Source organism: Betaproteobacteria bacterium (assembly GCA_009377585.1).
Taxonomy (GTDB): domain Bacteria; phylum Pseudomonadota; class Gammaproteobacteria; order Burkholderiales; family WYBJ01; genus WYBJ01.
On sequence record WHTS01000099.1, the window covers coordinates 1 to 22,508 of the forward strand.

Sequence of the window (22,508 nt, forward strand, 5' to 3'; positions counted from 1 at the left end):
CCAGGAGGCCACTCGCTTCTTCGCCGGTCGCTTCTTTGCCATCGCCGCGTTTCCCCGTCGCCGCATCACAGGCGGCTCGGAATGGCAGTATACTATTTACGGATAAGTTCTAAATCCACCCCGCGCTAATGTGGGCTACGCGACTCCTACTTTGACCATGCGGAGGTGAGCACGATCTCGCTTCTTGATGCACTGGCGAGCGGGCTATTTGATGGACTTCCCCACTACCGCCTCCCGTGTGCTGTAGGGCGTGCCGGAAGGGGAACAGGGAACGCAGACCGAGCGAGCGGTCGGCTCGGGCTGCCGATCAGCCAGTCCGTCAGTTCTGGGCGAGCCGATAGGCGGCCGGGGTCCGTGTCTTCGAGCGGTAGGCTGGATAGCAGGATTGCTCTTACCGACGGCAGCCTATACCATGAGTCTAGGTTTCCGTGTCACCGCCATGCGGCATTGCAGTGAGATAAGACCATGAGCGCTAGCGACCGTATCGAAATCAATCCCGCCATCATGCTGGGTAAGCCCGTGATCAAGGGCACGCGGATTCCGGTCGAGCTCCTCTTGAGAAAACTCGGGGAAGGAGCGTCCGAGCGCGACCTACTCGATGCCTATCCAAACCTCACTGTCGACGATATCCGCGCCGCCATGACCTACGCAGCGGATGCCCTCGCGCACGAAGAGATCATCTGACGACACCCAACGTCCGTCGGAGATCCACGGGGGTGTTACGGTTTCTCGCGGACGAGAGCTGTGATTTCTCGGTCGTGCGCGCGCTGCGCGGGTCTGGTTACGATGTCGTTGCGGTAGTCGAGCGCGCACCCGGGGCGCCCGACGAACGGGTAATCGAGCTGGCGCGGTCGGAGGAGCGGATTCTCTTGACTGAGGATCGCGATTTCGGCCGATTGGTCTTTGCGGCTGCGCACGCATCGAGTGGCGTCGTCTACATCCGTTTCCCAGCGCCTCGGCGCTCGGAATTGCCGAGTCGGATTCTGGGCTTGGTTCAACAGGACGCCGAACGTCTCGTGCGATCCCTTACCGTCGTAGGACCGACTCGAATACGAATCCGCAACCTGCCAGTATCAAGATGAGCCGAAATAACAACGTGGGGATTTCGTGACGATCTCAGCGATTCCGGGCGAGCGTAAGCGATTGCGGGCGGGCCATTTCGTCGTTTATAACTCGTTGATTTTCAACTAATAATCCACTGGTCGCTGGTTCGAATCCAGCCGGACCCACTACAACATTTCGGGCGCGTGACGAGCGCGTACGGTTCCGCGCCCTGCACTTTCAAGTAACGTTCGACGTGTATGAGATGGCGTATCGTCACGTTCGACCCGAACCTCGGGCGGATGCTGCCGACCGCTGCGTAAGGCTCGAGTAAGGCGCGTGCTCCAGACTTCGGTTTTCCCGGCAGACCGAGGTTGGTGCAATGGTACGTTTCGCTACAGCAAGAAAATTTCGAACCGCCGCAGTCGGCATTGCCGCAGCCGCGATGTTGGCTCTGGCAGGCTGTCAGCCCGTGCAGACGCGTGATGACTTCAAGGGCACGGTGATGAACAAGACGCCGACGGAAGTTCAAGACAAGGTGGGGAAACCCGCTGCGGTCGACGAAACCGATCCCGCCAAGCTCGTATGGATCTATCGCGAGGTGACGTTCGACATCGATAACAACAACAAGCGCGATCCGACGACACGCGTGATTTTCAGCCGCCAGGAAACGCCGGCCACGCCGAGCGTCATCGAGGTCGATTTCGGCTCGTAGTCGAGGCTGTCGAAGCAAATCAAACCGGCTGATGCGCGACGCTCAGCCGGTGACGAGCTCAAGCTCTCGAATACAACCGTTGTCACAAATCGAGCCGGCTGATGCGCAACGCTCAGCCGGTGTTTGGCTTGCAGGCAGCCGCGCTTAGCGCGGCGACAAGAGGGCGGTAATTCCCCGGCCGGTCAAGCGGCTTCTCCGCGAGCGGTACAGCACCGGCCCGCGGAAAGACGCCCGGGGCTCTGCGACCGTGCTCAGTGCTTCTTCGGCACTCAATCGGCAGATCAGGCACGCGCGCGGAGCGCCCAGCGGGAAGCTGCCGAGAATCTCCGAAGAGCAAACATCGCAGCGATAGGTGGTATGAGCCATGCCACCATTACCGCAAGTTCAGTGCCTGCCCCGCTGCGCCCCTCCGGCTTGGACCCGACCTGCGAAGCTCAATAAAATCAATGCACGTATCGCGGCCCACAAGCGGGCGGGCGTCGATGCCAAGACGGACTGACGATCCTTCGATACCGTCTTACACTCAAGCCGGCCTCTGGGCCGCATCAACCAATCGGGAGAACGCAATGAAGATAACGGGACGCCGGATCGTGACGGGCTTCACCAAGGAGGGCAAGAGCTGCATCAAGTGGGATGGCGAAATCGTGCCCATCAAGCTGCGGCCCGGTTTCGACAACATCCCCATGTGGGCGACGCGCAAACTCCCGGCAGAAACCACCGAGGAAGATCCGAACACCTGGGAACTGGGTACCAGCCTGGCGGGCGGCTCGGTGTTCCGGTTCGGCCGCTACGAGCCGGGCAACGCGGCGCGCTGGCACAAGACCGATTCGGTGGACTACGCGATCTGTCTATCGGGCGAACTGTGGATGGAAATGGAAGACGGCGAGGTACACCTGAAGCCGGGCGACGTGGTGATCCAGCGTGGAACCCTGCACAACTGGAACAACCGGGGCACCGAGCCGTGCGTGATGGCATTCATTCTGATCGCCACCGAAGGCGCGAAAACCACCGGCTGGAACGAAGCACACTGATCAAGCCGCAGGCCGGCCAGGGGTTGTGGTGACCTCCACCAGCGCCCGGGTGAGTCGCTCGGCATCCACTGGCTTGACCAAGTGGCGGTCGAAGCCCGATTGCAGCGCCCTGCGCCGGTCTTCGTCCTGGCCATAGCCGGTGAGCGCGATCAAGCCGATCGCGCCCGCGGTCGGCAGCTTTCGCAGGCGACGCGCGACTTCGTAGCCGTTGATCCCGGGCAGCCCGATGTCGATGATGGCGACATCGGGCCGGCAGGAAAGCGCAAGCTGTACGCCGTCGATGCCGTCGACCGCTTCCACGGCCTCATGCCCCGTCTGCTCGAGCAAGAGACGCAGCATCGTGCGCGAGTCTTCGTGGTCGTCCACCACCAGCACGCGCAGTCGACGACGCAGCGGGGCGCTCGCCGCCGCGGCGGCACTGTCCGCGTCCGGCGGTGCGATGCGAGGCAGCCGCACGGTGAATGTGCTGCCGCGCCCATCGCCGGCGCTTTCCGCCCGCACGCTGCCGCCATGCAGATGCACCAGCTGTTGCACCAGCGCGAGCCCGATTCCCAGGCCGCCTTTCGCACGCTCCAGCGACTGATCGCCCTGCACGAACACATCGAACACGTGCGGCAGCAGGCGCTTCGGGATGCCGAGTCCCGTGTCACGCACGCTCAAGAGCGCATCAGCGCCATCGGCTGCGACCTCGAGCTCGACGTGTCCTTCCGGTGGCGTGTACTTGAATGCGTTCGACAGCAGATTGCCGATGATCTGCTCCAGTCGCGTAGGATCGCCGTTAACCCAGGTCGGCTGCAGGTCGACCTTCGTTTCGTGCTCGCCGACGCGGCCCGCCGCTCGCATGGCGGCCAGGCAGTTGGCCGCTATCTGAGCCAGATCCGCCGGCTTGAAGTCGAGGATGATCTTGCCCGTCATGACGCGGCTCAGGTCGAGCAGGTCATCCACCACCCTGCTCAGGTGCTGGACTTGGCGGCTGATTACTTCGCGCGCATGCATGCGGTGCTGCTCTTGCGCGCTCGGAGCTTTCATCAGGGCGACGGCACCGCTGATTGCGCTCAGCGGATTTCGCAGCTCGTGGCCGAGCATCGCGAGGAACTCGTCCTTCGCCCGGTTCTGCTCCTCGGCGAGCTGCCTTGCCGCCTGCTCGCTCTCGAACAACTGCAGGCGCTCGGCTTCGGCGCGCGCGCGTCCTTCCGTTTCGCGTTCGAGCACCGCATGCGTTTCTTCCAGCGAGGCCCGCAAGGCGTCGATCTCCTTCAGAGAAGGTTGGTAGGGCGGCAGCGGCTCGCCGTGTCCGAGGGCGGAGGCAGCTCGAGCGATGTCGCGGATCGAGCCGCTGAGGCGGTGGCCTAGAACGAATGCGATGACGGCCGCCGCCATGAGCGCCGCCAGCGTACCGAGCGCGGCCGTGCCCACGGCGCGCTCGGCAACGGCGTCGAGCGCCTCCGCCGGAACTCCGATCGAGATCAGCCAGCCCGAGCGCGGGGAGCGCGTGAAGATCTCGTAAACCTCGATCCCTTCCGGGCTGGGGTGGCGGATTTGTCCCTCTGCGACCTCGGTTGCCGCCTTGCGCAGCATGTCCGCGCCGGGTCTGCCGACGAATTCGCCCACGCGGTGACTGCGCGCGATCGTGACATGGTCGGTATCGAGTACGCCGACGATCCAGCTGTCCGGCACTTTGTGCTGCGCAAGCACGCGCTGAAAATGCGCCGCCGTATAGATCTGCGACAACAGGTAACGCTCACCCTCGACGACGACCGGCACGTCCACGATGACGGTGAGCGCCTTGCCGTCGCGCGACCGATGCAGCCTCGAGACCCGGGCCTGCGTACCGGCGAGCAGCTCGCGCAGGCGTTCCGGATCGGCATAGGCTTCGAGCGCAGCGCCGATCGGGACGCGCGTATCGAGGAGCTGCTGTCCTTGCTCGCCGTACAAGGCAATGAATACGCCATCGCCCGTGCGCGCAGTGATCGCTTGCTGCCGGAACTGCGCCAGGTCGCCCTTGGACAAGTAGGCCGATGTCGCCAGCACGCGCAGGACCGTCTCCGCAGTGGCCAGCTCCTGATCCATTGCGAGCGAGATTGCGCGGGCCGACTCCAGTACGCCACGGGTCGCGGCCGAGCGTTGCGCATCGAGCAGGTTGTTGAGCACGAACCCGGCCACCAGCAGCACGGGCAGCAACGCCGCGGCCGCCATGGCCGCAAGGTAGGCGCGCGCGCCCATGCGGCGGCTCTTTTCCCTAGAGTGCGGGGTTGTCGTGTCCGGTTGCAATGCCCGAGTCCGCGATCAATGAAGCCTGGGTGCCGAGGAACAACGGCACGCCGAGCTGGTGGGCGAGCGCCAGCGCGCTATGCAAATCCTTGCGCAGGTTCGGCGGCGTCACGCCAGGCGGCGTCGCTTCGAACATCTTCTTCCAGCGCGGACCCAGCTCCTCCCACACCTGCAGCACCGTGCTGCCCGCCAATCCGCTTTGCATGATCCTTTTGAGCACCGCTGGATCCACGCCGGCGGCGGCTCCGAGCGACAGGCCTTCCAGCAAGGCCATCGCGTTGATCGTCAGCACGAGCTGATGCGCAAGCTTGGCGGCCTGACCGGCGCCGATATCGCCCGCATGAATGACGACGTTCGCGAACGTACGCAATACGGGGAGCGCGCGCTCCAGCACGGGCAGCGCTGCACCCACCATCAAGCTGAGCTTTCCCTCGCGCGCTGCGATGTAGCCGCCGCTGATGGGCATGTCGATGGTATCGCAGCCGTGTCCGTGCAGCGCCGAACCCATGCGTCGTAGCGGCAGCGGGCCGAGCGTACTGCCGATCGCGATTACGGTGCCTGGGCGAACCGATTGCACGATGCCGCGCGCGCCGAAAAGAACTTCGTGGGTTTGCGTTTCATCGACGACCAGGCTGATGACGAGATCGCTGCGCTCGGCGACCTGCGCCGGGGACGAGCAAACAACGGCGCCCGCGCGGCCGAGCTCGACAAGGGGCTCGGGCCGGATGTCGTGGACGGCGAGCGGATGGCCCGCGCCCAGGATGCGCTCGGCGATTGGTCTGCCGATGACGCCGAGTCCGATCACGCCTACCGCTTGGGCCATCCAGTCTCCATGACGGTCGCCGAACGCGGCGCAAGTGGGTGCGCGCCCAGTCGAACGAATATTGGTCTTCGCGGACGCCCCGCGACCATCTGTCCTTCGAAGCGAGCACCCTAGCAACTGCAGCGCCTGAAATGTACCGCGATTGGCACGCAACTGTGGCAATCAGGTTGCTCCGATACGGGCCGACCCAGCCGCTGCGGACCCATTATCGCCGCACCAGGCCAATAGCAGGGCGCGGTCCTCGATCACCACGGCAATGAAAAGCCCGATGGGGAAAGGCCGCTATGGCCGGAGGCGACTTTCCGCCGTGCAGAAGCCGGCTGGCACGGGTCGGGCGGAAGCTCCGCTAGCGCGAGACGGAAACGGGCGCGCGAAGCTCGATGGCCTGCCCGTCGCGATCGACGTGAACGATCGGTGTGGCGCCGGTCCGGCGCAGCACCTTGCGCACGATGCCGCGGGTGAGGAAATTGAGCCAGAGCGGATGGGGGGGCGGCATCACGATCGCATCGGCGCCGAGCTGCTCGGCAGTTTCCACGATCTGGCACGCCACATCGCCTTCGCGGAAATGCCCTTTGACCGACAAGCCGGCGGCCTCCAGCGGCTGCGCGGCGTCCTCGAGCAGCCATTGCGCGGACTTGTTCTGAAAGTCGGCGATGTCGGCCTGGGTGCGAAAGCGCAACACTTCGAGGCTCGTGACCGGCTCGGCCACGAACAGAAGGTCGACGTGCACCGGTGGGTCGCGGCGCGCGAGCGCATAGCGCAGCGCCCAGCGCGAGCGCTCGGTCGCATCGATGGGAATGAGCAGGCGCTGGGGCGCATCGCGGCTCGCCGACTTGTTCTGTGCACGCGCGCGTGCGCGGCTTTGCGCGTGACCGGACGAGGCGATCTCGCTTGATCGCTCGGCGCGCTCACCGCGGACCTGCGCCTGCGACAGGAACTGGCCCTCGGCGCGGCTGTCCGGTACGGCATCGCCCGGCTCCACTCGGTTCCGGGGCGAATCGCTGCGGCTTGCTACTCTGGACATGGATCACCTCCGTGGAAACGTTCGGCTTCGCGTTGCAATCCGCGCCGGGTCCGGCGTACGAGCCAGGGGCACGCCAGCAACGCGACTACCGGCAAAGCGAGCAGGAACTGCCCGAGGTAATGCACGAAAAGACCGGCGGCCGGATTGCCGAGCGGCTGCAGCACATAAGCGGAAATGGCAACGGCAGCCAAGATGCCGGCCCGCTCGGCTGGTGACAGCTCGGTTTGTCGCGCGCGCCGCAACGCATGCGGCCTGTAATGCGCTGGCATGCGCTTCAGCTCCGGGTAGAGCATCGAATGCCATGTTCGGTCGAAGCTGCCGCGTGCTTGCCGAATGGGGAGAAGCGAGCGCATGCGTGGGGACCTAGGTTGCGTGATACATGACGAGGTAGGCGAGCAGCATGACCATCACCCAAAGGGCCATGCGTCCGGACAGGGAGCTGCGCTCGAACAGGCCGTCGGGACCGCTCGCGCGCTCCAGCCTTCGCAGCCCGATCCGTCCCGCCTGTTCGATCAGGGCGCCGAGGCGCGCGCGCACTCGCCCATCGAGCTCGATCAGCCCGCGCGCCAGGCTCACTGCCGGGCGGCGGTAGAACCAGTCGAAGTCGAGATTGATCGCGCGCAGCTCCGGCGGATAGATGCCCGTTCGCATGAGCACCGCGAACGCAAGCGCTGAGAACACCAGCAGTTGCAGCTGCGAAACGACGTGGGACATCGTGTACGGGACGTAGTCCACCGGATACGGCAGCAGCGCGTAGAGCGCTTGCGGCATGACGCCGATGCCCACGCACAGCGCCGCCGCAATCCCCATCGCCAGCAGCATGTTGATCGGCGCTTCCTTGCAACGGATGCCGGAGTCATGGGAGAAAAACGCGAAATACGGAATCTTGATTCCAGCATGGTGGAACACGCCGGCGGAGGCGAACAGCAGAACGAGCCACACGCCCGAGTAACCTTCCGCGGCTGCCGAGGTCATGATCATCGACTTGGTGACGAAGCCGCTGAAGAGCGGGAACGCGGAGATCGACGCGGCGCCGACCATGCAGAATCCGGTCGTCCAGGGCATCGACTTGTACAGTCCGCCGAGGTCGCTGCCGTTGGCGGTGCCGGTACGGAACAAAACCGCCCCCATCGACATGAACAGCAGCGCCTTGAACAGGATGTCGGCGAACGCGTGCGCAACCGCGCCGTTGATGGCGAGCTCGGTGCCGATCCCGATGCCGACGACCATGAATCCGAGCTGGTTGTTGACGCTGTAGGCGAGCACGCGCCGCAGATCGTTCTCGATCACGGCGTAGAAGATCGGGAAGGCCGCCATCACGGTTCCGATCCAGATGAGCTCCTCGGTGCCCGGGAATGCGCGCGCGAGCGCGTATATGCCGAGCTTGGTGGTGAAGGCCGAGAGAACCACGGTGCCGGTGGGCGAGGCCTCGGGATAGCTGTCCTGCAGCCAGTTGTGCAGCAGCGGGAACGCTGCCTTGATGCCGAATGCGATGAAAAGCAGCGCCGCCCCGGGTGCTGCGAGCCCCGTCTGCGCGAACTGCAGCGACCCGGTCTGCGCGTACTGGATGGCCGCGCCGGCGGCCAGCAGCATTCCGGAGGCGAGTTGCACCACGATGTAGCGCATGCCGGCGCGCCAGGCGCGGTTGCCGCCGCGCGCCCAGATGACGAGCGCGGAGGCGACCGCGGTCGCTTCCCAGTACACGAACAGGGTGAGCAGGTCGCCTGCGAACACTGCGCCGATGGCGGCGCCGGCGTAAACCATGCCCGCGGGCTGTTCGACGCCCTGGACCGCGTGCCAGGCGAACAGCACGTTGAGGAACGCGGCAACGCAGAAGACGTAACCGAAGATGAGGCTCAGGCCATCCACGCGCATCGGCTCGAGCTCGAAGCCGAACAGTGCGAGCCGGATCGATGCGCCGGGCTCGAGCGCCAGCAGCGCGGCAAGCGTGAGGCAGGGAAGCGCGAGCAGCAGCCAGCGCCTCGCGGCCAGCGGCACGAAGGCCGCGGCGAGCCCGCCCAGAATCGGGATCAGCGCGACCGACAGCTCAGCGCTCATAGTAGTCCTCCGGCCGCTTCAGCACGCGCCGCAGGCCCTTGGCCGTCAGCACGAGCAGCACGCAGGCGAAGAATCCGTAGGCCGCGTAGAAGCCTGCGGTTGCGGCGAACGTCAGCTCCTCGTGCCGGGGCACGATCCAGTCGAGCAGCAGCAGGATGAGCGCGAGCGCCCACAAGCCGCGGTAGAGGCGCGTGACGTTCCTCGAGGCGTCGAGCCAGCGCGGACGCTCCCCGTTCACGGGCCACCTCCGTAGGCGGTCAGGCCGCCGACGCTGCGCGCCAGCTCGAGCGGTATCTCCGAGGCGAGCGGCAGCAGCAGCGTTGCGGCGGCCACCGCCAGGATCGCAACCACCATGGGCCAGGGCGCTTCGCCGTGCCGCGGCTGGCCCACAGGCCGCGGGCGCAGGAAGGCAGCATGGATGATGGGCAGGAAATACGCCGCGTTGAGCAGCGTGCTGAGCGCCAGGACGGCGATGACGGCGTAATTCTCGGCGCTCGCCGCACCCTGGAACATCATCCACTTGCTGAGAAAGCCGGCGGTCGGGGGAATCCCGATCAGCGACAGTGCGCCGATCGCGAAGGCGGTCATGGTCCAGGGCATGTGCCGGCCGATGCCGTCGAGCTGGCTCACCTCGGTCTTGTGGGTCGCGGTATAGATCGAGCCCGCCGCGAAGAACAGCGTGATCTTGCCGAGCGCGTGCGTGGCGATGTGCAGGGCCGCGGCGGCAATCGACAGCGGCGCCAGCACCGCCGTCGCCAGCACGATGTACGACAGCTGGCTGACGGTCGAGTAGGCGAGCCTGCGCTTGAGATTGTCGGAACGCAGCGCCACGACCGACGCGGCGACGATGGTGAAGCCTGCAAGCGCAACGAGCCAGCCGGTCGGCACGCCTCTGGAGAGCGCATCGGTGCCGAACAGATAGACGACGATCTTGACGACGCTGAACACGCCCGCCTTCACCACGGCGACGGCGTGCAGAAGCGCGGATACCGGGGTCGGCGCCACCATCGCGGCGGGCAGCCAGCGGTGAAACGGCATAAGCGCCGCCTTGCCGATGCCGAACATGTACAAGGCGAGCAGCGCGGCGGTCGTGACGGGGCCGAGCTTGTCCCCCAGGACGCCGCCCGGTTCGAAGTCGGTCGTCCCGGCTGCCAGCCAGGTGAACACCAGCGCGGGAAGGAGAAATACGATCGAGGTGCCAATGAGCAGCGCCAGGTAGACCCGCCCGCTGCGGCGCGCCTCGGCGGTGCCGTGGTGCGTGACCAACGGGTAGGTCACGAGCGTGAGCGCTTCGTAGAACAGGAACAGGGTGAAGGCGTTGGCGGCGAGCGCGATGCCCATCGCGGCCGCGATGGCGAGCGCGAAGCAGGCGTAGAAGCGGGTCTGATGCGTCTCGTCGTTGCCGCGCATGTAGCCGATGGAGTACAGGCCGCTCACGAACCAGAGCGCCGAGGCGATCAGCGCGAACAACATGCCGAGCGGCTCGACCTCGAAAGCGATGGGCAGCCCCGGCATCACTTCCAGCACATGGACATGCGCCCGCCCGCCCGCCAGCACGCTCGGCAGGAGCGCCAGCGCGCACAGAGTCAGTACGGCCGAGGTCGCGAGCGTCACCGCTTCGCGCACATTGGGTCTCGAGCGGCACACGGCGATTCCGGCCGCAGCGGCAGCAGGCAGCAGCAGGATCGTCGCGATCAGTTGTTCCGGGCTCATGGACGCGCTCCCATCAGCATCTGCGCCGCGCTCGCCGCCGAGCCCAAGGTGAGCGAGCTGTCCAGCCCGAAATAGATGCTCGCTGCGATCATGACCCATGCCGCGACCGCCATGGAGCGCGGCAGGGCGCGGCGCGGCAGCGCGCTTTCGGGCGGATCCCTGAAGTAGGCGACCTCGACGAAGCGCCAGACGTAGACGACGGCAAGGAGCGAGCTGAGCACGATCGCGAACACGAGCCACCACTGACTGCGTTCCAGCGCCGCCACGATCAGGTTCCACTTGCTGATGAAGCCGGCGGTGCCTGGAACGCCGATCAGCCCCAGGCCGCCGAGCACGATGCCGAAGCTGGTCAGCGGCATGGTGCGCCCGAGGCCGGCAAGGCGGCTCATGCTCGAAGCGCGCATGACGAGCACGGCGCCGCCGGCCAGCATGAACAGCCCCGCCTTGGTGATGCCGTGGTTGAACAGGTGCACGATGCTCGCCGTCAATCCGGTGACCGATCCGAACGACAGGCCGAGCGTGATGTAGCCGATCTGCGCCACGCTCGAGTAGGCAAGCAGCTTCTTGAGATCGCTCTGGAAGATGGCAGCCGCGGAGGCGGCGAACATCGCGGCAAGCGACAGCACCAGCAACACCTCGCCCACGCCGACCTCGAACACCAGCCCGGCGCCGAAGACCGAGAAGTAGAAGCGCAGCAGCACGTAGACCGACACCTTGGCGCCGGTGGCGGCGAGGAACGCGCTCACGGCCGAAGGCGCATGCGCATAAGCGTTCGGCAGCCATTGGTGCAGCGGGAAGAGCGCGAGCTTGAGCGACATGCCGACGGTTATGAATGCGAGCGCGGTGAGAACCGGCCGCATGTCCGAAACGCCCGCCAGCCGCTGCCTCATGTCGGCGAGGTTCAGCGTCCCCGTCATCAGGTAGAGAAGCCCGATGCCGATGACCAGGAACGTGGCGCCGATCGTCCCCATGATGAGGTACTGGTACGAGGCGACCAGCGCCTTGCGATCGCGTCCCAGTGCGATCAGGACGTAGGAAGCGAGGGCGGCGATTTCGACGAACACGAAGATGTTGAACGCATCGCCCGTGGCGACGATGCCGAGCAGCCCGGCGAGGCAGAGCGCGAACATCGCGTAGAACAGGTAATGCTGCTCGCGCGGCAGCTCGGCTTCGATGCTGCGGCGGCAATACGGCAGCACGATCGCCGCTACGCCGGCGACCAGCACCAGCACGAACGCCGACAGCGCATCGATACGGTACTCGATGCCCCAGGGCGGCGGCCAGTTGCCGATGGCGTAGGAGATCACGCCCTGGCTCTGGATCTGCATCCAGAGCGCCACCGCGAGCGCCAACGCGGCCCAGCTTGCCGCCGTCGCGAGCACGAAGGCCACGCTGCCGCGGCGGGACAGCACCGCGATCGGCGCCGAGATCAGCGGCACGACCACGGGCAGGATCGGAAGATGCGCGGCGAGATTCATCGCGGGCTGCGCTCCTCGCGCAGGATGTCGTCTTCCTCGATCGAGTCGTATGCTTCGCGGATGCGCACGACCAATGCCAGTCCCAGCGCCATCGTCGCGATGCCGACGACGATCGCGGTGAGGATCAGCACGTGCGGAAGGGGGTTGGAATAGGTGTCGAAGCCGGGCGCGACAATGGGGGCGGTGCCGCCGATCAACTTGCCCGGCGCGATGTAGAGCAGGTACACCGCGGTCTGGAAGATGCTCAGGCCCACCAGCTTCTTGATGAGGTTGTTGCGCGCGATCACCACGTACAGTCCCGCCACCATGAGGAACACGGTGACGGCGTAGCTGAAGGGCCCGAACTGGCTCATGCTCGCCGGTCCGCGAACATGTAGAAGATCTTGAGCATGACGCCGGAGACGGTCACCCCCACTCCGACCTCGACCCAGAAGATGCCGCGGTGCTGGCCGTCGACCGGTGTGGTGCCGAGCACGAAATAGTCGAGATAGTTGCCGCCGAGCAGGATGCCGGCGAGCCCGACCGTGGCATAGAGGAGGACACCGCCCGCGACCATGGCTTCGACCAGCCAGTCGGGTGCGATCCGGCGCGCGTCCTCGAGGCCCCAGATCAGCCCGTAGAATACGACCGCGGCGGCTGCGATGACGCCGGCCTGGAAGCCGCCCCCCGGACCGTAGTCGCCATGAAACTGCACGTACACCGCGAACAGCAGGATGAACGGGATCAGGATCTTTGCGACCACCCGCAGGATGAGATCGCCGCTCATCGCTCTTCCTTCCCGCGTCGCAGCCGGCGCAGCAGCACGATCACGCCCACGCCGGCGGTGAACACCACGGTCGTTTCGCCGAGCGTGTCGTAGCCGCGGTAGCTCGCGAGCACGGCCGTCACAATGTTCGGGATGCCGGTCTCGTGCGGACCGTCCTGCAGGTAGCGCGGCGCGACGTGGCGGTGAATGGGCGCGTCCGGATCGGAGAACGACGGCAAACCGAGCGTGCCGTACACCAGCATCGCGCCGGTCGTCAGCGCCACGGCAAGCGGCAGCCAGGGCCGCTGCGTCGGGCGCGCCTCCTCGCTGCGACAGAGCGCGAGCGCGCTCAGCAGCAGCACGGTCGACACGCCGGCGCCGACCGAAGCCTCGGTCATGGCCACGTCGACGGCGTCCAGCGCGACCAGCACCGCGCCCATGAGGAAACTGTAGATGCCGGCCAGCACCACGACCGCGAACAGGTTGCGGGTGCGCGCCAATACCACCACGGCGATCGCCATGAGCAGCATCAGGCCGTCGATGATCAGCGTGTCGATGACGGCTCTACCTAGGAACCTGCCCGCCTGGCGGGCACGCGACGCTCCCCTCTCCCCCCGGGAGAGGGGTTGGGGGTGCGGGAAGAGATGCCACGCAGGTCGAGGGTGCAATCCGTGATGTTTGTGTCGAGGCGTCTTTCCCGGACGAATTCGTGCGCGCCGGCTCGCGCATGAACGCGGCCCGTGCCAGCGCGTGGGTCGCGGTCGGGCTGGCGAAGAAGATGAGCAGGCCCAGCATGACGAGCTTCGCGCCGTTCAGCGTGACGCCCGCATGCAGCAGGAGCCCGAACAGCAGCAGGCCCGCACCCAGGGTTTCGGTCACGCTGGCGGCGTGCATGCGCGTGTAGCAATCGGGCATGCGGATCAGGCCGATCGCGCCCACCACGGCGAAGAACGCCCCGGCGATGAGGCTCGCCGCGGCTGCGATCTCCCCGACCAGGCTCATCGCGTGCGCTCCTCCGCTTCGCCCATGCCGCCGTGGCGGAAGAACTTCAGTATCGCTACGGTGCCGATGACGTTCAGCAGTCCATACACCAGCGAGAGGTCGAGAAAGTCGGGACGGCCGTTGATGAATCCGATCACCGCCAGCAGCACCATGGCGCACGTCCCTACCGTGTGGGCTGCCTGGATGCGGTCGAAGATGCTCGGCCCGAGGGCTGCCCGTGCGAGGGCGAGCGCGATCGACACGAGCAGTGCGGCGGCGACTGCGAGCAGGATCATTCGGCGGCCTCCAGGCGCGAGACGCGCCGGTCCATGTCGCTTCCGGCGCAAGTCCCGGCCGCGCCTTCGGCGGTCAGCGCGTGCACCAGGAATTCATCGCCCGTTGCCTCGATGCATAGGGTCCCCGGCGTGAGGGTGATCGAGTTGGCGTGGATCACGAGTCCCAGGTCGCTGCGCTGCGACGGCTTGAAGCGCACCACCGTGGGCGAGATGGGCAGCTTCGGATGCAGCACCACGCAGGTGACCTGCCAGGCGGACTTCACGATTTCCTTGACGAGCCAGGGCCAGTACCAGAAGAGGGCGCGCAGCGAGATATGGATGGGATGACCCTCGCGATCGATCAGGTGCATGCGCTTGGCCATCAGCGTGACGACCAGGGCGCAGCCCACGCCGGCGGCGATCAGGAAGGGCGTGTACATGCCGGAGAGCAGCAGCCAGAAGACGAGCAGCGTCGCCCAGACGCTTAGCGCCTGCAGGACCGACGGCGGAGCCGAAGCGGGGGCAGTGGAAGACGATGCAGGGGAGGAAGGCGCAGCGGAAGAGGACGAAGCGGAAGTCGGCGCAATGGGCGCGGCCCCAGGGTTGGCGGCTGCGTGCTCGCTGCTTTCGCTCTTTCGCTCGGAAACGATGCTGGACATGGCGCGGACGGATGTGCAATGGACACGGCCCATCCTAGCGATGCGAGCAGCGCTTGAAAATTCGCGGACCTCGTACGCCATGCCCGGATCGAGGCGACGCGCCCCGGGCTTGCTCGCGTCCGAGCGGGAGCGACGGCACAATACGTGTTTCCCCTAGGGGCTGCGCGAATGGCGTATCGAGAAACGATTGCCGACAATTTCAACCGGCGCGACGCGATGGAATCCTTGACTGCCCCATTGGCCCCCGGCCGCCTGCGATGGACGCACGGCGCTTTGCTCGTCGTGGGCTACGTTCTGCTCGACTGGGCGAGCTACATCCATGCGATGCACGGGCTCAACATCACGCCCTGGAGTCCCGGCCCGGCGCTGGGCCTTGCATTCGTCATGCGCTTCGGCGCCAGGGTCGCGCCGATCCTGTTCGTCGCGATCGTTCTCGCCGACTCGGTCGTGCGCGACCTGCCCACCACTTTTCCGCTTACGCTGCTGATTGCGACGCTGCTGGCGGGCGGCTATACCGCGCTGGGCGAAATCATGCGCCGGCGCTTCGACCGCAGTCTCATGTTCACGCATCACCGCGCACTACTCGCGTGGATCGTGCTCGTGATCGCCGGTACGCTGTGCGTGAGCGCGGCGTTCGTCAGCGTGCTGGTCGTAACCGGCGTGCTCCCGGGCTGGCAGTGGCTGGAGGCGTTCGCCCGCTACTGGATCGGCGACGCGGTCGGCGTGCTCATCACCATGCCGCTTTTCGCCATGCTGATGGACGAGCGCGGCCGCGCCTTTCTCGCCAGCGTGCTGCACCGGTGGGAGACCTGGCTCTACGGCGTGGTCATGCTCGGGACGGTAGGCGTGACGCTCGGATTGGGCCCGGATACGGACGTGCGCTACTTCTATATCGTCTTCCTGCCGATGGTGTGGGCTGCGTTGCGCGGCGGCCTGGCGGGGTCTGTGCTCACGGCGACGCTGGCGCAGCTTGCCATCATCGCTGCGGTGCAGTTGCGTGGTTTCACCACGGTGACGGTATTCGACGTGCAGGCCCTTGCCGTCGTGCTGGTGCTCGTGGGATTTCTGGTCGGCGTCTTCATCGACGAACAGCGGCGCCTGGGCGCGGAGCTGCGCCAGAGCTTGCGACTGGCCGCCGCGGGGGAAATGGCGGCCGCACTCGCGCACGAATTGAACCAGCCGCTGACCGCCATGTCGGCCTACGGAGCGGCGTGCGAGGATTTGATCAGCCAGGGCGAGCAGGGCGAGCGGCTACTCGACATGGTGAGGCGCATGGTGTCCGAGTCGCATCGTACGGCCGATGTCGTGACCCGGCTGCGCGATTTCTTCCGCACCGGCGATACGCGCCTCGAACGGGTGCCGGTGGCCGAGCTGCTCAACTCGGCGGCGGAGCCGTTCGCCGCGCGCGCGGCTCGCAGCGCGATCGAGCTGAGCGTTGGTCGCGCCGGCGAGGCGTGCGTGCTGGTCGACCGGCTGCAGATCGAGGTCGTCATGCGCAACCTCCTCGTCAATGCCTTCGAAGCCGTGGAAGCGGGCGCGGACCAGGGACGTTGGGTGCGGGTCGGCGCCGAGGCGGCGGGACCCGGTCGCATCGTCCTCACGGTGGAGGATAGCGGTCCCGGGCCTGGCGCTGCCGACGCGGCGCGGTTGTTCGAGCCGTTCCATTCCAGCAAGTCGAGCGGCCTGGGGCTTGGATTGGCGATCAGCCGTTCGATCGCCGAGGCACACGGCGGGCGGCTGTGGGGCGAAGCGGGCGGCAACGGCGTCTTCAAGCTGCTGCTGCCGCTGCAGGAGGGCAGCGTGTCATGAACCGCAACGACTTCACGGTCTATATCGTCGACGACGACCAATCGGTGCGCGATGCGCTCGGGCTCATGCTCAGCGTGCGCAGCTACAAGACGGCGTTGTTCGCCGATGCGGCCAGCTTTCTCGATGGCTACCGGCCGGATTGGCGCGGGTGCCTGCTGCTCGACTTGCGCATGCCCGGCATGGACGGGCTCACGCTGCAGCAGCGCCTGAACGAGATCGGCTGCGACATGCCGGTCATCGTCGTCACCGGTCATGGCGACGTCGAATCGGCCCGCAGGGCGTTTCGTTCGCGTGCCGTCGATTTCCTGGAAAAGCCGCTCGATCACAAACGCCTGATCGCCTCCATCGAGGAGGCGTTCGCGCGCCAGTCGGCGCGAAGCGAAATCGATGTCCGGGACCGCGATCTCTCCAGGTTGCTGGCGACCTTGACGCCGCGGGAGCGCGAGATCATGGAGCGGGTGGTGGCCGGGCGGCACAATCGCGATATCGCGGCGGAGCTCGAGATCAGCGCCCGCACGGTGGAGGTGCACAAGGCGCGCGTGATGCAGAAGCTGCAGGTGACGAGCATTGCGGACCTCGTGCGTCTGAGCCTGCGGGCGCAGCGCGACGGCGAGCTCGGATCCGAGACCAACGCCTGAACGACAACAGACGCTGCGCGCGAGGGCGTGCTGGCCGCCCGTGGACAGCTGCGGGGCGCCTTATGCTGCTGAACAACGTCATTCCCGTGAAAACGGGAATCCAGGATGGAACTGAATACTCTGGATTCCCGCGTGCGCAGGGAATGACGCCGAATCAGGTTAACCAGAGGTTCCCTAAAGCGTCGGGCTCTTGAATTCCCCGCCCAGGACGACCAGCCCCCAGCCCGGAAACTGCACGTCGGCGCTGAAGTTGATGTGCGCGGCGCCGGCGTGGGCATCACGAAACATGCGCTGTAGCGGGTAGCTGTCGTAGATGCCGTTGGCGCCGGCCATTTCGTGCAGGCTGTCGACCGCCTGGGTAACGAGACGCACCGCCAGGGCGCCGTTGCGCCGGTAGCGCAGCTTCATCTCCGTATCGAAGCCGCGGCCGCTCGCCACCCACTGCTCGGCCTCGATGCAGTCCTGGCGCAGCCACGTGCGCGCGCAATCGACTTTCGCCGCCGCCTCGGCGATGCGCCACTGCACGGTCTGGAAGTCGCGCATGCGCGCCGCGGTGTAGCTCGTGCTGCGTGCTTTAACGAGATCGATACAGGTGTCGATCGCCGCCTGCGCATTGCCGATAAGGGTGCCGCCGATGCCGTAGCCGGCAAATGCCGACAGCGGGATGCGATACATCGGATTGGGATTGAGCGCCCAACCGGGAAACTGGTGACCGGGGCGGGCGACATGGAACGAGACCGCCCGATGCGCCGGCACGAACGCCTCGGTGCAACGCACCGAGCGGCTGCCGGTGGCGCGCATGCCGAGCGTCTGCCAGTCGTCGATGATCTCGTAGTCGCGCCTGGGCACGAGGCACATGCACCAGTCCACGGGCTTGGCTTCGTCCTTCACCACGCAGGCGAGCATGTTCCATTCCGAGTGGTCGACGCCGGAAGAGAATCCCCACTTGCCGGAAAGCAGGAGCCCACCATCGACCCGGTGCGCCTCGCCCTGGACGAACGCGATGCCGGAAGCGATGCCTGCGTCCGGGTCCTCGCCCCAGATCTCCTCCTGCGCCTGCTCGCTATAGAGCGATAGCAGGCGGTGATGGCCGGCGAGGTTGACGACCGTCCACGACGTCGACGCATCGCCCTGGCCCAGGATGTCCGGGATGTCCACCAGAGCGCGCAAATCGAGCTCCATGCCGCCCCAGCGCTTGGGCTGGTGATAGCGCAACAGGCCGGATTCGTGCAGTTCGGCCATGGCCTTGTCGCTGACGCGCGTGGCGGCCTCGCCCGCGGCCGCCTCTTCCTGCAACAGCGGGACGATGGCGCGCGCACGGCGCAGCGCTTCCTCGTAATCGACATCGGCAAAGCTGCGGCGTGTGGCATCCATGGCGCCACGATTATCGCGTGAAGCGGCTACGCTGTTAACCGTGGCGTAAATCAGGTGCAGGGAAAGGCGCCTTTTCGCGTGGCGCCATACGGTTGGCGCCGGTTAGCATTGCGCACTGAAACCCTGCGCGACACCCAAAAGGCCGATTGGCAGCGCGGCTGGAGGGTTTATGCTATGGGCAATCGGCCGGCATTCGACGCGACCGCGGGCATTGCGTCCAAACGGCCGGAAGGATGGCGACATTCCAGCTCGGCGGCCGCTTCGAATGCCGGTCGGCGGGCGCATGCGCGATCCCGCCCAGGGAGCTACGAAACGATGAACATGCTGGCGTCCGGCCTGCCGCTGGAGCGCGTCGGCGTACTCGCCGAGCTGGACCCGTTCGCCCTGCAGGAAGTCGCCGCGGTCATGCAGCCGGTGCAGCTCGCGGGCGGCGCGATGCTGTTCGACCAGGGCGAAGCCGGCGACACGCTGTACATCGTGGTGCATGGGCGCCTGCGGGTGTCGGTCGCGGGCGGGCGCGGCGGCCGGCGGGTCGTGGCCGAGCTGGGTCGCGGCGAGAGCGTGGGCGAGATGGCGCTGCTCACCGGCGAGCGGCGCTCGGCCAGGGTCGAGGCCATCCGCGACAGCATGCTGCTCGCGCTGTCGCACTCGGCGTTCGAGCGGGTCGTGGAGCAGTACCCTCGCGTCATGACCCAGCTCGCCCGGCAGCTGGTCGAGCGCTTGAAGCTGAGCCTGCGCGGCGCGCCAGTCACGCATTTCCTTTCCACCGTATGCGTCGTGCCGGCCGTCCCGGGCGGCCGTATCGGCAAGTTCTGCGAGCGTCTGGCCCGCGCCCTCGGTGCGATCGGACCGACCTTGCACGTGACGCGATCCGCCGCCGGCGGCGCGCTTGCCGAAGGCGCGAACGAGCTCGCGCGCGGCGGCGGCGAGGACACGCGTCTGCTCGCCTGGCTGAACGAGCAGGAAGAGCGTTACGCCTATGTCCTGTACGAAGCCGACGAAGCCGATCCGGCCTGGTCGCGGCTGTGCGAGCGCCAGGCCGACCGTATCGTGCTGGTCGCGCGCGCCGGCGACGATACGCCCCCGACCCCTCGCATGGCGACGCAGTTTGCGGCAGCGGCGGGCAGTGCCCGCCGCGAATTCGTGCTGCTCAATGGCGGCGCACCGGTTGCCGGCGCGATGGATCGCTGGCTCGGCGCGTTGCCGAGCGTGCAGGCATGGCATCACGTCGCCGACGGCCATGACGGCCAGGTCGCGCGCTTCGCTCGGCTCCTTGTCGGGCAGGGCATCGGCTTGCTGCTCGGTGGCGGCGGCGCCCGCACCTTCGCGCATATCGGGGTGTTGCGCGCGATGCAGGAAGCGGGCATCGAGGTCGACGCGATCGGGGGCGTGAGCGGCGGGGCCATCGTCGGGGCGCAGGCGGCCGCCGGCGTGAGCCCGCGCGAGATGAAGGCGCGGGCGCACGACGAGTTCCTGCGCCGCGGCTCGCTGCTGGACTTCACCGTGCCGATCGTCTCGCTCATTCGCGGCCAGCGTTTCGCCAGGATGCTCGCGCGACTGTTCGCCGAAACGAACATCGAGGACCTGCCGATGCGCTACTTCTGCGTGTCGGCCAACTTGAGTCGGGCGACCCTGCGCGTGCACGACCGCGGCGCGATCTGGCGCGCGGTCGGAGCAAGCATCTCGATCCCTGGCGTGGGTCCGCCGACCTGCGAGAACGGCGACTTGCTGATCGACGGCAGTGTGCTGACCAACCTGCCGGTGGAGACGATGCGCGACCTGTGCCCGGGACGGGTGGTCGCCGTGGACGTAAGCGCCGACAAGGACTTGAGCGTCGACCGCAGCTGGACCGACTTCCCCTCGCCCGCGCGCCTGCTGGCGGCGCGGCCCTGGCGGCGGCGCGCCATGCCGATCCCGAACATCCTCGAGATCCTGTTTCGCGGCGCGATGCTGAGCTCGATCGCAGCCGAGCGCGATATCGCCGATCGGGTCGAGTTCTACCTGCGTCCGCCGCTGCGCGGCATCAACCTGCTCGACTTCAAGACCCTCGACCGGGTCGAGACCCGCGCCTACGAATATGCGGTGCAGGCGCTGGAGCAGTGGCCTTTTCGCACCGGCGCCGGCTCATAATAGGGGCCGCGCGGGAAACTCAGCGCCTGGTGCGTGCTTGCCCGCCCGCTGCAAGGATGAGCGATGAGCAAACAGACGCCGACCGAAGTCGACTTGGGAACGATCCGCGGCTGGCTGCGCGCGGCACGCCGCGTGGTCGTTCTGACCGGAGCCGGCATTTCCACCGAATCCGGCATCCCCGACTTCCGCGGCCCGAACGGGGTGTGGACGCGCAATCCCGAAGCCGAGAAGCTCTCCACCATCCAGAACTATCTCGCCGACCCGGAGATCCGCCGCCGGTCGTGGCACTCGCGCCTCGAGCACCCCGCGTTCACGGCGCAGCCGAACGCCGGGCACGAAGCATTGGTTGAGCTCGAGCGCCACGGCAAGCTGCACGCCCTCGTCACCCAGAACATCGACGGACTGCATCTGAAGGCGGGCAACTCGCCCAGGCTCGTCATCGAGGTGCACGGCAACGTGCACAAGGTGATGTGCCTGGACTGCGGCTGGCGGGGGCCGATGCAGCACGCGCTCGAGCGCGTGCGCGCGGGCGAGGACGATCCGCAGTGCGGCGACTGCGGCGGAATTCTCAAGAGCGACACCATCTCGTTCGGCCAGGCGCTCGTGCCCGAGGTGATCGATCGGGCGCTGCGGGTGGCCGAAGAAGCCGATTTCTTGCTCGCGGTCGGCTCCACACTGCAGGTGTATCCGGTCGCGCATGCCGTTCCGCTGGCGAAATCGAACGGCGCGCGCGTCGTGATCGTCAACGCCCAGCCGACGCAGTTCGATTCGCTTGCGGATGCGGTGATCCGCGAGCCGATCGGCACGGTGCTGCCGCAGTTGTGCGCAGTTGCGGCCTAGCCGTCTCAGCCGCGCGTGTGCGGCGCGCCGAAGCGGCGAGGTAGCGGTTGCGCGCGAGCCGCGCCTTCAGCCAGTCGAGCGTCTCGAACAGCGGCACGACCGCTTCTTCGTATGCGGCTTGCGTGCGCGCGAAGCCGGCACGGTAGACGCCGTTGTTGAGGGTCGCATACACCCGGTCGTTGATCGCGTCGATCGCGTCGCGCAGGTTGGCGGGGTAGTAGTCGCCGGCAGCCGCGCCGAACGCATCGAACGCGCTGTTGAGCATGCGGATGATCTCGGACGATTCGTTGTTCACGATCGTCCCGAGCTTCTTGTCCCACAGCACCGGAACGGACACCCGCCCGCTGTGGCGCGGGTCGGCCTTCAGGTAGATCTGGTACAGGTACTCGGCGCCGTTGACCGAATCGGCAACCACCCCGGGCCCCGGTTCGAAGGTCCAGCCATGCTCGCCCGAGCGCCAGTGCGTCACCGAAAGGCCGATCGCATCCTCCAGCCGCTTGAGGACGCGAAAGATCGCGGTGCGGTGGGCCCACGGGCAGGCGTGCGAAATGTAGAGGTGGTAGCGTCCGCGTTCGGCGGCGAACCCGCCGTTGCCCGCAGGGCCGGGATTGCCATCGGTAGTGATCCAGTTGCGGAAGCTCGATTGCGAGCGCACGAAGCGTCCGCCCGCAATGCGCAGTGCTTCATCGTCGGCGATCCAGGCTCCGTCGAGCAGTTGTCCCATGATTGCCAGGCTCCTTTCAAGTGTAGGCGAGCAACCGGCCGCAGGAGATGATCGTACCCCACAGGGCGAGCGAGGCCGCCGCGTGCAGTTTCGCGGCCAGGGGTGTGGGCCGGTCGCGCTCCCATTGTGCGACGCTGCGATACATGCCCACATGAAAGGCTGCCGCATTGACGAAAGCC

General features: G+C 66.7%; 24 protein-coding genes. 9 read left to right on the top strand and 15 right to left on the bottom strand.

Annotation, left to right across the window (positions count from 1 at the left end):
* Positions 1–465: 465 nt before the first annotated feature.
* From GEV05_23350 to GEV05_23365, 4 genes are all read left to right on the top strand, one after another.
* On the top strand, positions 466–684 hold the full coding sequence (locus tag GEV05_23350; GenBank protein ID MPZ46267.1) for a DUF433 domain-containing protein: 219 nt from the start codon (positions 466–468) through the stop codon (positions 682–684).
* Positions 681–1,082 carry a hypothetical protein gene (locus tag GEV05_23355; GenBank protein MPZ46268.1) on the top strand — a complete coding sequence of 134 codons (402 nt, stop codon included), beginning with the start codon at positions 681–683 and terminating at the stop codon, positions 1,080–1,082. The genes GEV05_23350 and GEV05_23355 overlap by 4 nt, the downstream gene beginning before the upstream one ends.
* A gap of 431 nt (positions 1,083–1,513) precedes the next feature.
* Positions 1,514–1,756: a hypothetical protein gene (locus GEV05_23360; protein ID MPZ46269.1), complete on the top strand. Its 243-nt coding sequence runs from the start codon at positions 1,514–1,516 to the stop codon at positions 1,754–1,756.
* Positions 1,757–2,322: 566 nt separating this feature from the next.
* The gene (locus tag GEV05_23365; GenBank protein MPZ46270.1) at positions 2,323–2,787 is read left to right on the top strand and encodes a cupin domain-containing protein; all 465 of its coding nucleotides are present in this window, start codon (positions 2,323–2,325) and stop codon (positions 2,785–2,787) included.
* Here GEV05_23365 and GEV05_23370 read toward each other — a convergent pair whose 3' ends face one another.
* The 3 genes from GEV05_23370 to GEV05_23380 all read right to left on the bottom strand — a co-directional run bounded on the left by GEV05_23370 (position 2,788) and on the right by GEV05_23380 (position 6,905).
* Positions 2,788–5,010: a response regulator gene (locus GEV05_23370; protein MPZ46271.1), complete on the bottom strand. Its 2,223-nt coding sequence runs from the start codon at positions 5,008–5,010 to the stop codon at positions 2,788–2,790.
* 16 nt (positions 5,011–5,026) lie between these two features.
* Positions 5,027–5,881, bottom strand: a complete 855-nt coding sequence (locus tag GEV05_23375) for an NAD-binding protein (protein ID MPZ46272.1) — start codon at positions 5,879–5,881, stop codon at positions 5,027–5,029.
* 346 nt (positions 5,882–6,227) lie between these two features.
* Positions 6,228–6,905: a hypothetical protein gene (locus GEV05_23380; GenBank protein ID MPZ46273.1), complete on the bottom strand. Its 678-nt coding sequence runs from the start codon at positions 6,903–6,905 to the stop codon at positions 6,228–6,230.
* Positions 6,906–6,916: 11 nt separating this feature from the next.
* Here GEV05_23380 and GEV05_23385 point away from each other — a divergent pair, with 11 nt between their 5' ends.
* Positions 6,917–7,120, top strand: coding sequence for a hypothetical protein (locus GEV05_23385; protein ID MPZ46274.1), 204 nt, complete (start codon positions 6,917–6,919; stop codon positions 7,118–7,120).
* 148 nt (positions 7,121–7,268) lie between these two features.
* Here GEV05_23385 and GEV05_23390 read toward each other — a convergent pair whose 3' ends face one another.
* The 10 genes from GEV05_23390 to GEV05_23435 are packed head-to-tail and all read right to left on the bottom strand — an operon-like array spanning position 7,269 to position 14,814.
* Positions 7,269–8,963: a Na(+)/H(+) antiporter subunit D gene (locus GEV05_23390; protein MPZ46275.1), complete on the bottom strand. Its 1,695-nt coding sequence runs from the start codon at positions 8,961–8,963 to the stop codon at positions 7,269–7,271.
* Complete coding sequence (locus tag GEV05_23395; protein MPZ46276.1) at positions 8,953–9,138, bottom strand: hypothetical protein; 186 nt, start codon at positions 9,136–9,138, stop codon at positions 8,953–8,955. Before GEV05_23395 ends, GEV05_23390 begins: the two co-directional genes overlap by 11 nt.
* A gap of 59 nt (positions 9,139–9,197) precedes the next feature.
* The gene (locus GEV05_23400) at positions 9,198–10,676 is read right to left on the bottom strand and encodes a monovalent cation/H+ antiporter subunit D family protein (protein MPZ46277.1); all 1,479 of its coding nucleotides are present in this window, start codon (positions 10,674–10,676) and stop codon (positions 9,198–9,200) included.
* Complete coding sequence (locus tag GEV05_23405) at positions 10,673–12,154, bottom strand: monovalent cation/H+ antiporter subunit D family protein (GenBank protein MPZ46278.1); 1,482 nt, start codon at positions 12,152–12,154, stop codon at positions 10,673–10,675. The genes GEV05_23400 and GEV05_23405 overlap by 4 nt, the downstream gene beginning before the upstream one ends.
* Positions 12,151–12,507 carry a Na+/H+ antiporter subunit C gene (locus GEV05_23410; GenBank protein ID MPZ46279.1) on the bottom strand — a complete coding sequence of 119 codons (357 nt, stop codon included), beginning with the start codon at positions 12,505–12,507 and terminating at the stop codon, positions 12,151–12,153. The genes GEV05_23405 and GEV05_23410 overlap by 4 nt, the downstream gene beginning before the upstream one ends.
* Positions 12,504–12,920 carry a Na(+)/H(+) antiporter subunit B gene (locus GEV05_23415; GenBank protein MPZ46280.1) on the bottom strand — a complete coding sequence of 139 codons (417 nt, stop codon included), beginning with the start codon at positions 12,918–12,920 and terminating at the stop codon, positions 12,504–12,506. Before GEV05_23415 ends, GEV05_23410 begins: the two co-directional genes overlap by 4 nt.
* Entirely contained in the window at positions 12,917–13,429 is a 513-nt protein-coding gene (locus GEV05_23420) for a DUF4040 domain-containing protein (GenBank protein ID MPZ46281.1), read from the bottom strand. The genes GEV05_23415 and GEV05_23420 overlap by 4 nt, the downstream gene beginning before the upstream one ends.
* 34 nt (positions 13,430–13,463) lie before the next feature.
* Complete coding sequence (locus tag GEV05_23425) at positions 13,464–13,901, bottom strand: hypothetical protein (protein ID MPZ46282.1); 438 nt, start codon at positions 13,899–13,901, stop codon at positions 13,464–13,466.
* Complete coding sequence (locus tag GEV05_23430) at positions 13,898–14,176, bottom strand: pH regulation protein F (protein MPZ46283.1); 279 nt, start codon at positions 14,174–14,176, stop codon at positions 13,898–13,900. Before GEV05_23430 ends, GEV05_23425 begins: the two co-directional genes overlap by 4 nt.
* The gene (locus tag GEV05_23435; protein MPZ46284.1) at positions 14,173–14,814 is read right to left on the bottom strand and encodes a cation transporter; all 642 of its coding nucleotides are present in this window, start codon (positions 14,812–14,814) and stop codon (positions 14,173–14,175) included. The genes GEV05_23430 and GEV05_23435 overlap by 4 nt, the downstream gene beginning before the upstream one ends.
* 168 nt (positions 14,815–14,982) lie before the next feature.
* Between GEV05_23435 and GEV05_23440 the strand changes: the two genes are divergently transcribed.
* A complete protein-coding gene (locus GEV05_23440; protein MPZ46285.1) occupies positions 14,983–16,623 on the top strand; it encodes a histidine kinase in 1,641 nt (546 codons plus the stop codon).
* Entirely contained in the window at positions 16,620–17,261 is a 642-nt protein-coding gene (locus GEV05_23445; protein ID MPZ46286.1) for a sigma-70 family RNA polymerase sigma factor, read from the top strand. Before GEV05_23440 ends, GEV05_23445 begins: the two co-directional genes overlap by 4 nt.
* Positions 17,262–17,435: 174 nt before the next feature.
* Here GEV05_23445 and GEV05_23450 read toward each other — a convergent pair whose 3' ends face one another.
* Entirely contained in the window at positions 17,436–18,635 is a 1,200-nt protein-coding gene (locus tag GEV05_23450) for an acyl-CoA dehydrogenase (protein ID MPZ46287.1), read from the bottom strand.
* 174 nt (positions 18,636–18,809) lie between these two features.
* Between GEV05_23450 and GEV05_23455 the strand changes: the two genes are divergently transcribed.
* Both GEV05_23455 and GEV05_23460 read left to right on the top strand, forming a co-directional pair.
* Complete coding sequence (locus GEV05_23455) at positions 18,810–20,765, top strand: cyclic nucleotide-binding domain-containing protein (protein ID MPZ46288.1); 1,956 nt, start codon at positions 18,810–18,812, stop codon at positions 20,763–20,765.
* A gap of 63 nt (positions 20,766–20,828) precedes the next feature.
* Positions 20,829–21,605, top strand: a complete 777-nt coding sequence (locus GEV05_23460) for an NAD-dependent protein deacylase (protein MPZ46289.1) — start codon at positions 20,829–20,831, stop codon at positions 21,603–21,605.
* On the opposite strand, the gene GEV05_23465 is transcribed toward GEV05_23460, so the two are convergent.
* A complete protein-coding gene (locus GEV05_23465) occupies positions 21,508–22,329 on the bottom strand; it encodes a glutathione S-transferase family protein (protein ID MPZ46290.1) in 822 nt (273 codons plus the stop codon). The genes GEV05_23460 and GEV05_23465 overlap by 98 nt on opposite strands.
* Between the last annotated feature and the right edge of the window lie 179 nt (positions 22,330–22,508).